The organism is Bacillus pretiosus (assembly GCF_052947655.1).
Genome location: NZ_CM129593.1, coordinates 856,943 through 869,881, shown reverse-complemented (window position 1 = coordinate 869,881; position 12,939 = coordinate 856,943). Strand labels below are relative to the sequence as shown.

8 protein-coding genes and 1 riboswitch are annotated in these 12,939 nt (G+C 37.0%); of the genes, 4 read left to right on the top strand and 4 right to left on the bottom strand.

Translation table 11 applies throughout. From position 1 onward, the window contains the following. Window positions 1-15 precede the first annotated feature (15 nt). The 4 genes from ACU8YW_RS04505 to ACU8YW_RS04490 form a co-directional block, all read right to left on the bottom strand. A complete protein-coding gene (locus ACU8YW_RS04505; RefSeq protein WP_033657688.1) occupies window positions 16-714 on the bottom strand; it encodes an amino acid ABC transporter permease in 699 nt (232 codons plus the stop codon). Further along, window positions 701-1,498, bottom strand: a complete 798-nt coding sequence (locus tag ACU8YW_RS04500) for an amino acid ABC transporter substrate-binding protein (RefSeq protein ID WP_426933978.1) — start codon at window positions 1,496-1,498, stop codon at window positions 701-703. The genes ACU8YW_RS04505 and ACU8YW_RS04500 overlap by 14 nt, the downstream gene beginning before the upstream one ends. Window positions 1,499-1,769: 271 nt before the next feature. Further along, window positions 1,770-3,770 carry an ABC transporter ATP-binding protein gene (locus tag ACU8YW_RS04495; protein WP_097891306.1) on the bottom strand — a complete coding sequence of 667 codons (2,001 nt, stop codon included), beginning with the start codon at window positions 3,768-3,770 and terminating at the stop codon, window positions 1,770-1,772. Continuing rightward, window positions 3,767-5,527, bottom strand: coding sequence for an ABC transporter ATP-binding protein (locus ACU8YW_RS04490; RefSeq protein WP_048545647.1), 1,761 nt, complete (start codon window positions 5,525-5,527; stop codon window positions 3,767-3,769). The genes ACU8YW_RS04495 and ACU8YW_RS04490 overlap by 4 nt, the downstream gene beginning before the upstream one ends. A 583-nt stretch (window positions 5,528-6,110) precedes the next feature. Here ACU8YW_RS04490 and gapN point away from each other — a divergent pair. The 4 genes from gapN (at window position 6,111) to ACU8YW_RS04470 (ending at window position 12,931) form a co-directional block, all read left to right on the top strand. Beyond that, on the top strand, window positions 6,111-7,550 hold the full coding sequence (gene gapN, locus ACU8YW_RS04485; RefSeq protein ID WP_087985762.1) for an NADP-dependent glyceraldehyde-3-phosphate dehydrogenase: 1,440 nt from the start codon (window positions 6,111-6,113) through the stop codon (window positions 7,548-7,550). A gap of 178 nt (window positions 7,551-7,728) precedes the next feature. Beyond that, window positions 7,729-7,910: riboswitch (Lysine riboswitch) on the top strand. Window positions 7,911-8,056: 146 nt separating this feature from the next. Next, window positions 8,057-9,481 (top strand): amino acid permease, encoded by a 1,425-nt coding sequence (locus ACU8YW_RS04480; RefSeq protein WP_088062091.1) that lies wholly within the window; start codon window positions 8,057-8,059, stop codon window positions 9,479-9,481. A 60-nt stretch (window positions 9,482-9,541) separates the two neighbouring features. Further along, window positions 9,542-10,741, top strand: a complete 1,200-nt coding sequence (locus ACU8YW_RS04475; RefSeq protein WP_446894035.1) for an ABC transporter permease — start codon at window positions 9,542-9,544, stop codon at window positions 10,739-10,741. Window positions 10,742-10,933: 192 nt separating this feature from the next. Then, window positions 10,934-12,931 carry a catalase gene (locus ACU8YW_RS04470; RefSeq protein ID WP_142291679.1) on the top strand — a complete coding sequence of 666 codons (1,998 nt, stop codon included), beginning with the start codon at window positions 10,934-10,936 and terminating at the stop codon, window positions 12,929-12,931. Window positions 12,932-12,939: the final 8 nt, after the last annotated feature.

The window sequence follows — 12,939 nt, the reverse complement described above, 5'->3', positions numbered from 1 at the left end:
CCTTTTATGAAAGGGTTATTTTAGAGTGTAACGTTCTGAACGTTTTTCTAATATTTGTTGCACAATAGATAATAAGAAGCAAATTGCCCAATAAATTAGACCTGCTTCGAAATAAACAATTAAAAACTCATAGTTCATTGCCGCAATTTCCTGCGCTTTTCGGAACATTTCTGTTACTAAAATTAACGATGCTAATGAAGTATCCTTCACTAAACTAATAAATGTATTCGAAAGCGGCGGAATAGATACTCGCGTTGCCTGCGGTAAAATAACACGTTTTAATGCTTGCGGGTATGTCATCCCAATTGTGTAAGCTGCTTCCCACTGTCCTTTCGGGATTGAAAGGATAGAAGCACGAATAATTTCAGATGCATACGCACCAACATTTAACGAAAATCCAATAACTGCTGCTGTATATGGCTCAACTTCAATATTAAGAGTTGGAAGACCATAGAAAATAATAAATAACTGTACAAGAAGTGGCGTTCCGCGAATGATAGATACATAGATACGAGCAATCCATTGTAAAATACGACTACCTGAAATACGTGCAAGCGCTGTTAACGTCGCAAGTATAATCCCGATAATAAATGTAATAAGCGTTAATGGAATTGTCGTAAACACAGCTTCCTTCAGCATAGGCATGAAGGAAGACTGCATAATATCTATCCAAGTAGACAATCGATCTGAAACCAACGCACTACTTAGATACATTTTCACCGAACCATTTTTTCGCTATTTTATCGTACGTACCATCTTTTTTCATATCTTCTAACGCTTTATTTACTTCTTGTACTAGCTTGTCACTACCTTTACGGAATAAGAATCCACTTTGTGACGCTTCTTTTTCTGTATCTACAATTTTAATTTTTGCATCTTTTTTCGTTTCTAAATAATTTAACACTGATAATTTATCATTAATTGTGAAATCAACACGGCCAGTGTTTAATAATTCTGCAGCTTGGCTAAAGCCTTCTACATTCGTGATTTCCGCACCATTTTTCTTAGCAATATCTGCATAGTTACTTGTTAAAGATTGTGCTGCTTTTAATCCTTTTACATCAGCAAATGTAGCAGGTTTATCTTTATCCTTCGCAATAACTAATACCGCTGAAGATGAAACATATGGGCTAGAGAAGTCATATTTCTTTTGACGATCTTCACGAATACCAACTTCATTCGCAACCATGTCGAAACGTTTTGCATCTAAACCAGCAAGTAAGCTATCCCATTGTGTTTCTTTAAATACAGGTTTTACTCCTAAACGTTTTGCAACTTCCTCTGCTAATTCAACGTCAAATCCAGTTAATTTATTACTTGAATCGTGGAATGTGAACGGTGGATATGTACCTTCTGTTCCAATTACAAGTTCACCACGTTGTTTTATCTTTTGTAACGCATCTTGATTAGCTGTATCTTTTTTCTCTTCTTTACCGCAGCCCGCTACAATCCCGATTGCTAATGTAGTTACTGCAAGTACTGAAAATAATTTTTTCATAATGGTAATCCTCCAAGTATTCTGATAGGAATTTAAAAACTATATTGATTGTATGCAATCTTGAACAATTTTTCAATGAAAATGTTCTTATTTAGTTTATCCTTTTTCTTCATAATCAAACAAAAGGGGAAAATAACGCTACATACAAAAAATAAGTAACATTTTTTAATATAGCATTTATAAAGAAAAAGGTAAAACAATACTTCTTATTTAACAGCCCTGATTCACTAAAAAAGAACTTGTGAAAATCACAAGTTCTCCTCCATACATATTAAGCGCTCTGGTTTCCTTCCATTTGCGTTTTGTACATATCGTAATAACGCCCACGCTTTTTCATTAGTTCATCATGAGAGCCTTTTTCTAAAATCGTTCCTCTATCAAGCACAATAATTTGATCTGCGCTTTTAATTGTTGAAAGACGGTGAGCGATAATAAATGTCGTTCTTCCTTTTTTCACAACTTCTAACGCTTGTTGGATCATCGCCTCTGTTTCTGTATCAATACTAGACGTTGCTTCATCTAAAATTAAAATGGCTGGATCAAAAGCGAGTGCTCTAGCAAACGAAATAAGCTGACGTTCTCCGGTTGAAAGTGTGCTTCCTTTCTCCGTAATTTCTTCATCTATATTGTTCGCAAACCGTTCAGCACCAACATCACGCAATGCTTTTACGATGCGATCTTCTGAAATTTTTTCATTCTCTAAGCTTACATTAGAAGCGACCGTCCCGCTAAATAAAAACGGATCTTGCAGTACGATTCCCATATGTTCACGCGTTGCTTGTTTCGGCATCTCTTTTACATCGTGACCATCAATCGTAAGCTTCCCTTTTTCAAACTCGTAAAACTGGAAGAGTACATTCATAATGGAACTTTTTCCTGATCCAGTATGACCGACAAGTGCCACTGTCTCTCCTTGTTTCGCTTCAAAAGAAATATTTTTTAGCACTTCATCTTTTCCATTATAAGAAAACGACACATTATCAAACTTTACATTTCCTTGTAAGCGAGGCATACGTTCCTCTTCTACTGCTTCCCCTTTTTCCTCTAACAATTCAAAAACACGTTCTGATGCAACACGCGATTGTTCTAAGTTAGCAAGCTGATTTACCATATTTGTAATTGGCGAGAACAATCGTGTTAAATAATCAACGAACGCATACAGTATCCCTAGAGAAATGACGCCTGAAGCACTTAATGAAGCACCACCGAAGTACCAAATCACACCTGTGAAAGCGATATTTCTTAATACAGACACTAAATTATGAGAAGTTGCTGCATTTAAATTCAAAATTTTATTTTGATATTTAAAATAATCGCCATTTAATTCTTCAAACTCTTTCTTCGTTTCACGCTCTTGACGAAACGCTTGAATAATCGGCATACCTTGAATAGATTCATTCACTGTCCCATTAATATCAGATAAACGTGAACGCATTTTATGATTGTATACAGACGCATACTTTCTATAAAGAATTGCCCAAACGATTAAAATTGGGATGATAAGTAAACATAACGTCGCCAATTTTACATCGAGTAAAAATAGCGCAGCGAATATCCCAATAATATAAATGATACTAGAAACGAATGTCGCCAGTACCGTTACGTATAAATCACGAATGGCTTCCGTATCATTCGTTACACGCGATACAATTTTCCCTGCTGGTAAATGATCGAAATAACGAATCGGCAACGTTTGAATATGAGAAAAGACATCTTCCCTCATAATTTGAATAATTTTGTTCGCTGCCTTCTGTAGGAAAAATTGCTTTCCGTATGCAAATAATGAGACAACTACTAATAAAGCGAAATAACCACCACCAAGTAATAATAGGGGGTTTATTTCTGGTTTATAAAACGCAAACACTTCTTCTTTCGTTAATGCTTTCGCTTTATACACTTGCACTGCCTTACCATTTTGGACGGTAATCATATCATCTTTTACAGTACGTGCCCCTTCAGCATTCACTTTATTCGGTACAAAGTAATATTGAAAACCGACTTGCATCACGCGTACTTCTTTTCCTTTTTTCTCACCTTCCTGGAAGCGATCACTTCGCTTATAAAAGGCGCCATTATACGAAACAGCCTCTTCACTCTTTTCTGTTTCATACCAAGGTTTCTCTATCCCGACGATATGATCGTCAATCATCGTTTTCGCGACGAAAGGACCAGCAAGCTCTGCGATAACGAAAATAAATAACATTAGCATCGCTGCAAAAATTGTCCCTTTTACTTTCATCGCATATTGAAACAATCGTTTTGAAACGCTCATATTTTCACCCCACTATCCGCACTTTCATTTTCCCCTTGTTGTCTTTCAAACTGCTCAGCATACCAGCCTCCGCTTTGAATAAGCTGTTCATGCGTACCCTCTTCCATTACTTCTCCTTCATCCATAACGAGAATCCAATCCGCATGTTGTACGGCAGATAAACGGTGCGTCGTAATAATCGTCGTTTTTCCGCTTCTTTCTGTTCTTATATTTTCAATGATCGCTGCTTCCGTACGAGCATCAACAGCTGATAAAGAATCGTCCAAAATTAAAATTTCTGGATTTTGAATGACAGCTCGCGCAATTGAAATCCTTTGTTTTTGCCCTCCTGATAAAGAAACACCCTTCTCTCCAACGAGCGTTTCTAACCCTTCTGGTAAAAACTCTAAATCCTTTGTAAACGCCGCAATTTCAATCGCTTTCTCGAGTTCTTCTTCAGTCGCTTCTCGGTTTCCGAATAAAATATTTTCCCTCGCTGTTTTTGAGAACAAAATATGTTCCTGAGGTACATACCCAATCCATCCGAGTACATTTTCATTCGTTATGTTATCTAACGTCACATCAGAGACTGCAATATCCCCATCTCCAAGTGGGTATTGACGAAGAAGCTGGCGTACGAGCGTCGTTTTTCCGCTTCCTGTTTTTCCAACAACCCCAAGCGTTTCCCCTTGTTTTAATGTAAATGAAACCTTTTTTAAATTTGTTTCAGTTGATGAAGGATATGAAAAGGTAACGTCATCGAACTGAATATAATCCGGCTCTTGTACAAGCTTTGGATTTTTCGGATCCTTGACATCCGGTTCATACGCTAACGTTTCATTCACACGGTCTAATGAAGCATTTCCTCTTTGCATAACATTAATTAATTCGCCAATTGCAAACATCGGCCAAATCATCATCCCTAAATACACGTTAAATGAAACAAGTTCACCAAGTGTTACCTTTGATTGAAATACAAGATACGCGCCATACACTAAACCAATTAAATAACTAAGACCAACAAGCATTTTCACAGTTGGCTGGAATAATGCATCGATTCTAGCTACTTTCATATTTTTTTCGTATACGTCATCTCCTAAATGATGAAATCTTTCCTGATCCGCGTTCTCTTGTACGTATGCACGAATAACGCGCACACCAGCGATCGATTCAAGTACTTTATCATTCATATCTCCGAACGCATCTTGCGCAACTGTAAATCTCTCATGCAATTTCTTTCCATATATGTTCATCGCATACGCCATAATCGGAAGCGGTATAAGTGCCGCAAATGTAAGCTCCCAACTAATTGTAAATCCCATCATAAAGACAATCGTAAGCATATATAAACTCGAATCCACGAGCGTTAATATACCGAAACCAGCTGTCATAGCAATTGCTTTTAAATCATTTGTCGCTCTCGCCATTAAATCACCAGTACGATTTTTATGATAAAACGTCGGTGTCATCTTAAGTAAATGCCCCATAAATTTAGAGCGCATCGTCTTCTCCAGTACGAATGCTCCCCCAAACAATTGATGTTGCCAAACGAAAGTAAGACCATATCCAATTACCGTAACCCCTATTAAAATAAGAATAAATTGCATAATTGCTGCATTCGTTAACGTTCCTGTTTTTATATTATCAATCGTAACCCCTAACACTTTCGGGGGAATGACTTCAACTATATTTACAATTAAAAGAGCTCCAATGGCGATACTATATCTCTTCCAATGCTCTTTAAAAAACCATTTTAACTTTAGTAATACTGATAACAATGTAACCTCTCCCTTCTCGTTCTCGTTTCACTCCCATTTCTTTACCCACTATCCAGATCCATCACATTTACATTTCGTAATCCATACAATCTCATCACACTTTTCCACCTTCCAAAGTTTTATATAGTAACGTGGAAAACAAAAAAAGCATACCGCCGCTTGACGATATGCACAAAAATGCATAAAAGCGTACGTTACGATATACGCAACGTACGCTTTTTATAAGACAAAGATGCCTTATATATCCGCACGGGTTGCGTAATGATATGAATGTTTTCTGCCATTTAACAGAGCTAAGCCCATTACATTTACGATTACAATCATTACGCACACCCCCTTCATTTATTTTCCATTTATAATCTTACAACTTTATTGAGTATTCTGTCAATTGTTTTTTACAAACCGAATAAAAATATACGCTACATCATTTTGAAATAAGGGAATCTTCTGTAAGAAAGGGCATACAAAATAAAAAAAGAATAAGAAATCGTTTTCACAAACATTTCATTTGAAAAATGTTATCAAACACCCTACAATCACCTTATACTCACTCTTACAAGTTGCTATTTTAGGAGGACTAATCATGACAACTAGCAATACGTACAAATTTTATTTAGACGGAGAATGGAGAGAAAGCTCTTCAGGAGAAACAATCGAAATTCCATCTCCATACTTACACGAAGTAATTGGACAAGTACAAGCAATTACTCGCGGAGAAGTAGATGAAGCAATTGCATCTGCAAAAGAAGCTCAAAAATCATGGGCGGAAGCTTCTCTACAAGATCGCGCAAAATATTTATATAAATGGGCTGATGAGCTCGTAAATATGCAAGATGAAATTGCCGATATCATTATGAAAGAAGTCGGTAAAGGTTATAAAGATGCGAAGAAAGAAGTTGTTCGTACAGCTGATTTCATTCGTTACACAATCGAAGAAGCTCTTCATATGCACGGAGAAAGCATGATGGGCGATAGCTTCCCTGGCGGAACGAAATCTAAACTTGCGATCATCCAACGCGCACCACTTGGTGTTGTATTAGCAATCGCACCATTTAACTACCCAGTAAACTTATCTGCTGCAAAACTTGCACCAGCATTAATTATGGGTAACGCTGTTATTTTCAAACCAGCAACCCAAGGTGCAATTAGTGGTATTAAAATGGTTGAAGCACTTCATAAAGCTGGCCTTCCAAAAGGTCTTGTAAACGTAGCTACAGGACGCGGTTCTGTAATTGGTGACTACTTAGTAGAACACGAAGGCATCAATATGGTATCGTTCACAGGTGGTACAAACACAGGTAAACATTTAGCGAAAAAAGCTGCAATGATTCCACTTGTATTAGAACTTGGTGGTAAAGACCCTGGTATCGTTCGTGAAGATGCTGACTTACAAGATGCTGCAAACCATATCGTAAGCGGTGCATTCTCTTACTCTGGTCAACGTTGTACAGCTATTAAACGTGTACTTGTACACGAAAACGTAGCAGATGAGCTTGTTAGCTTATTAAAAGCGCAAGTAGCTGAACTATCAGTTGGATCTCCAGAACAAGATAGCACAATCGTTCCATTAATCGACGACAAGTCTGCTGACTTCGTTCAAGGTTTAGTTGACGACGCTGTAGAAAAAGGTGCAACAATTGTTATCGGTAACAAACGTGAGCGTAACTTAATTTACCCAACATTAATCGACCACGTAACAGAAGAAATGAAAGTTGCTTGGGAAGAGCCATTCGGCCCAATCCTTCCAATCATCCGTGTTTCTTCAGATGAGCAAGCAATTGAAATTGCTAACAAATCAGAGTTCGGCTTACAAGCAAGTGTCTTCACAAAAGACATTAACAAAGCATTTGCAATTGCTAACAAAATCGAAACTGGTTCTGTTCAAATTAACGGACGCACAGAGCGCGGCCCTGACCACTTCCCATTCATCGGTGTAAAAGGTTCAGGTATGGGCGCACAAGGTATTCGTAAGAGCCTTGAGTCTATGACACGTGAAAAAGTAACAGTATTAAACTTAGTTTAATCTTATATGTAGAAGCTGATCTAATTTTGGATCAGCTTCTTTTTATATCAAATAATTATTCATTCCTAATCACAAACTCTTCTCTATAATCTGATTATTACTATATCCATTGACGTATAAAAATACATTTGTTACTCTTAAAGACGTTAATTTAATATTTAAATCCTCATTCGTATCTCGGTGAGGTAGAGGTTGCAGTCATTAAGAGTATCATTTCAAGAGATGTAGTGGCATTGATGAAGGAATGAGAAAGGAATGATTGCCGAAGTAAGTTGTGTCCACCATGCACGCTTGCTGGGTCTGCATTTAATAAGTGCAGAACTGTCACAAACGTTTCGTTTGTGGAGAGCTATCGAGAGGTATGTCGTGGGTTTCTTATAAGATAGAAAGCATGTAGCGGCAAATTACGTGCTTTTTTTGTTTTGTTTGGGACTTCTCTTCTCTACTAAGAAGACATACATATCTCCTCGCTTGACTTGGTTATACTAACTTTGGAGGTATTTTCTATGCAACAAAAAAAATGGGGCTTTTGGGTACTAACAGCTTTCGTTGTCGGTAACATGGTTGGCGCTGGTATTTTCATGGTGCCAAGTACGTTGGCACAAACAGCAAGCCCTCTCGGTGTCACTTTAGCTTGGTTAACAACAGGGTTTGGTGTTTTAATGCTAGCTCTTGTTTTCGGTAATTTAGCAATTCGTCGTCCTGATTTAACGACAGGACCACAAAGTCATGCATATGCTTTATTCTCAACACCAAAAAAGAAAAAAATGGCTGGTTTCAGTATGGTATGGGGATATTGGGTTGCAAACTGGGCAAGTAACGTTGCCATCATTACATCTTTCGCGGGATATTTATCACTCTTCTTCCCAATTATGAAAGATACACGACTACTATTTTCAATCGGTTCTTTTAACATAGAAGTCGGAAAACTAATTACATTTACGATTTGTTCCATCTTACTTTGGGGAACTCATATTATATTAACAAACGGTGTAAGCGGAGCTGGAAAACTAAACTTCTTAGCAACAACAACGAAAGTAACAGGATTCCTTTTATTCATCGTCGTTACGTTATTTGCATTCGAGGCTTCTAAGTTTGGACAATGGTACACACCGATGATCGATAAATCAGGTGTATCACACGGCCTTCTTTCACAAGTAAATTTAGCCGCTCTTACAACACTTTGGGCATTTATCGGAATTGAATCAGCAGTACTTTTATCAAACCGTGCTACCTCTCCTAAAACAGTAAAACGCGCAACAGTTGCGGGATTACTTATTACAGTTGCGATTTACTTAGGAATTACAATTTTAACAATGGGTGTCCTTCACGTTGATAAATTACAAGCTTCTGAACGTCCATTAGCAGACGCATTAAACGCTGCAATGGGGCATGGCGGCGGGAAACTGATGGCATTACTTGCTCTTACTTCCCTATTCGGTTCTATCTTGGGCTGGATTTTATTAAGCTCAGAAGTACCATATCAAGCTGCAAAAGAAGGTTTCTTCCCTTCCTTCTTTACGAAAACAAATAAAAAAGGAAGTCCAATTTACTCATTACGATTAACAAACATTATGTCGCAAGTGTTCTTATTCTCAACACTATCCGGAACAATTGCGGAAGCTTATACATTCGTTATTACCGTATCAACACTAGCCTACCTCATTCCATATCTCGTTTCACCAATCTTCCAGTTAAAACTAGTCGCAACTGGTGAAACATATAAAAATGAAATGCGGGCAAGAATTACAGATGGCATAGTAGCAGTAATCGCACTTTGCTACGCACTATGGGTTATTAAAACCGGCGCATCCGATATAAAAACGTTCCTTCTCGGAATTGGTTTATTCGTAATCGGATTTGCTTTCTATCCATTAATGAATCGTGATGAGAAAAAAAATAACGAAAAGAAAAACGGGCAAGTTGCATAACGCAATTTGCTCGTTTTTTCTTTTGTAAAACATATATAATAGAACAAAGAGGTGAAAAACATGTCAATCGAATCACTATGGAGCAGTCGCTTCCAACAACATATTCAAAATATCATTACATACTTTGCACGTATGATTAACGGTTTACTATATAGCTTTATCTTTATTTCATGCGTTGGCGCATATTACTATGCTCAGTTTCTAAAAGCATCTCCTTCTAAAGGAATATCTTTACTACTTATCACGATTGTACTTACATTCATTATAACGAGATGCCCGATCCGTACATTTATTCAAAAACCTGATGCTGTCTATTTGCTTACATTAGAAGAGAAACTAACGTCTTATTTTAAAAAATCTCTTCTATATAATTACATCATTCAGCTTTTCCCATTATTATTTACGTTCCTTATTCTCGTTCCACTTGCACTGCAATCATTACAATTAACTGTACCTTTCTTATGTACAATCTTTATCGTTTTAATGATTACGAAAGCTTGGAATATATATACACATTGGATGTGGCGTGATAGTCATGAAAAAAACATATGGTTCATTATTCGTATTACTTGTAACGCCCTAATCATTTACATGCTATTTTACTCGGCACATGTTCTCATATTAGGCGGATTGCTCTTACTACTTGCTTTCCTACTTCTATACACGAAAAAACAGCCTACAAAACGAATACCGTGGGATTACATAATCGAGCAAGAAGAAAAAATGAACGTTCGTTTTTATCAATTTGCTAGCATTTTCACCGATGTTCCACAACTAAATAAGCAAGTAAATAAAAGAAAATGGCTTACAAATTGGATTGAACCTTTATTACATAAAAAACAAGCAACTTTCTTCTATTTACATACACTGGCATTTTTACGTGGGAATGATTATTTCGGTATATATATTCGTTTAGGGTTGATCGGTGCCTTCGCCTTATATTTTATACCAAACATATACGTAAAAGGCGCTATCGCTTACATCGTCCTATATATGATTTCTATGCAGCTCCGTTCCCTGTGGAAATATTTTTCGGGAAATATTATTGTAGCATTATATCCAATTGATACTGAGAAACGAATGAATCAATTTCTTCACTTAATCTTTATATTGCTAAGCATTCAACTCATTGTATTTTCAATCGTTATACTCATTGCTACAAGTCAATTTTTACATAGCCTTATCATTATGATTGTCGGGTTACTCTGGATCAAATGTATTATTGTACCAAAAACGAAGCAACGAATTTCTGCGTTTTAACGAAAAGAATTATCTTAAAAGCCAAGGAGAGAATAAATTCTCTCCTTGGCTTTTTTATTTTTCTTCCCCAAACAAGAATTACTGAAACAACCGATATTTTATGATTTTTACATACAAAAACGATAATACATGTTTACGCCCTAACAAAAAGGGTATGTATTAAATTAACAGGGCAAAGGAGGTGCCTATATTGTGAATAAGAAAATGGAGCAATTGGAACATCACATTACAGATAATCAATGCAAACATGCTTTAACAACAAACCAAGGAGTAAAAATAGCCGAGGATGAATTTTCTTTAAAGATGGGCTTAAGAGGCCCAACCTTAATGGAGGATTTCCACTTTCGCGAGAAAATGACCCACTTTGATCATGAACGAATTCCTGAAAGGATTGTTCATGCGCGCGGAGTTGGCGCACATGGTTATTTTCAGCTTTATGAATCTTTAGAGGCATATACAAAAGCAGATTTTCTTACTAACCCTTCAAAAAAAACACCTGTATTTGTACGGTTCTCGACCGTTCAAGGCTCTAAAGGATCCAATGACACAGTAAGAGATGTGCGCGGATTTGCCACAAAATTTTATACAGATGAAGGTAACTATGATTTAGTAGGTAATAATATGCCAGTATTCTTTATCCAAGATGCTATTAAATTTCCTGATTTTGTACATGCAGTTAAACCAGAGCCACATAATGATATTCCTCAGGGAGCTAGTGCTCATGATACATTTTGGGATTTTGTTGCGCATAATCCCGAGTCTACTCATATGGTTATGTGGCAGATGAGTGATCGCGCAATTCCGCGTAGTTTACGAATGATGGAAGGTTTTGGAGTTCATACATTTCGACTTATTAATAAAGAAGGAAAAGCCCACTTCGTAAAGTTTCACTGGAAACCTACCCTAGGGGTTCATTCATTAGTATGGGATGAGGCTCAAAGGATTGCTGGGAAAAATCCTGATTTCCATCGTCAAGATTTATACGAAGCAATTGAAAAAGGCGATTATCCGGAATGGGAGCTTGGATTACAGTTAATTCCGGAAGAAGATGAGCATGCATTTGATTTTGATATTTTAGATCCAACGAAACTATGGCCTGAAGAAGAAGTTCCTGTAAAACTAGTTGGTAAAATGACACTGAACAAAAATGTTGATAACTTCTTTGCCGAAACGGAACAGGTAGCTTTTCACCCTGGCCATGTCGTACCAGGTATTGATTTTTCAAATGATCCTCTTCTGCAAGGAAGATTGTTCTCCTATACAGATACACAATTATCTCGTTTAGGAGGTCCTAATTTCCACCAAATTCCTATTAACCAGCCTGTATGTCCTTTTCATAATAATCAACGTGATGGTATGCATCAAATGCAGATTCATCGCGGTCAAACAAGCTATCATCCTAATGGCTTAAATAACAATCAACCAGCAACCGTCCAAGCCGAACAGGGCGGATATGAACATTATCAAGAAAAGGTTGATGGACATAAAATTAGGGGGCGCAGTAAAAGCTTCCTTAACTTTTATTCTCAGGCTAAACTTTTCTACAATAGTATGAATGCTATTGAAAAGCAGCACATAAAAGACGCATTTTGCTTTGAAGTTGGGAAGTGCAAATCAGACATGGTGAAGGCCAATGTAATTGCTCTTTTAAACCACGTCGATCGTCAATTAGCAAAGGAAGTCGCTAACATGATTGGAGCTCCCTTGCCTAAGGAAAATCAAGAAATAAATTCGGATGCAAAATCACCTGCACTCAGCATGTCCAATACTATTTTTAAAGCTGATTCCAAAAATGTGGCAATTCTATTAAATGGCGATCCAAGCATTTCCCTTCTGTTCGAATGGATTCAAGCTTTTGCACAGCACCGAATTAACTATGGCATCATAGATAATAAAATTCATCATTTCAATGATTCTATTAAAGTAACGGATACTTATACAACAGCAGACTCCTCACTTTTTGATGCAGTCTTAGTGTTTAGTAGTGAATCTGTCATTAAACCCCCTGTTTTAGAATTTGCAGAAACTACTTTTAAACACTTTAAACCGATAGCCTATGTCCTTAGCGACCCTCATGCTTTAGACCATAGTAAGGTTAAACTGGATGAAGCAGGAGTTTACAACTTAACAGATACTTCAATTGAATCATTTATAGAAGGCATTGCCCAAGGACGATTCTGGAACCGATAATATAATGT